Genomic DNA, 410 nt, shown 5'->3' on the forward strand with positions numbered 1-410 from the left:
CGTGATGAGGGCGCGGGCGTGTCGGTTGACGTCGAGGGCGACAGGCCGAGGGTGCGGCCCTGACGGGGCGCGTGGTGGCGGCGGAGGGGGCAGTGCTTCAATCAGAAGCCAGTCCGGCCAATGCGCGGGCGGGGCATCGTGCTCGACGACGTAGCCGGGCGACGGCGGGATGATCGCGTATCCACCGTCCCCGCGCACGTCGATTCCGGGCGCGATCTTCGACTCGCTGTTGCGAACACCGGGCGCGTGGATGAACAGAAGATGCAGGCCGCCGGACTGCGTGCGGTGCAGGCGGGTCTCGGGCAGGCGGTGCATGTTGGCCGCATGCCAGACGTCCCCGCCATGGCGCGGGTCCACGTCGAGCACGTCGAGCCCGGACGCCTCGCCGGTCGGCATCCCGATCAGCGCGG

Annotated in this window: 1 protein-coding gene; it reads right to left on the reverse strand. The window is 71.7% G+C overall.

Annotated elements, in window-relative coordinates; genetic code table 11:
- On the reverse strand, positions 1–410 hold a 410-nt coding region (locus B8460_RS19535), incomplete at both ends, for a bifunctional DNA primase/polymerase (protein ID WP_148360731.1).

Origin of the sequence: Acidisphaera rubrifaciens HS-AP3 (assembly GCF_000964365.1) — a bacterium.
GTDB classification, from domain to species: Bacteria; Pseudomonadota; Alphaproteobacteria; order Acetobacterales; family Acetobacteraceae; genus Acidisphaera; species Acidisphaera rubrifaciens.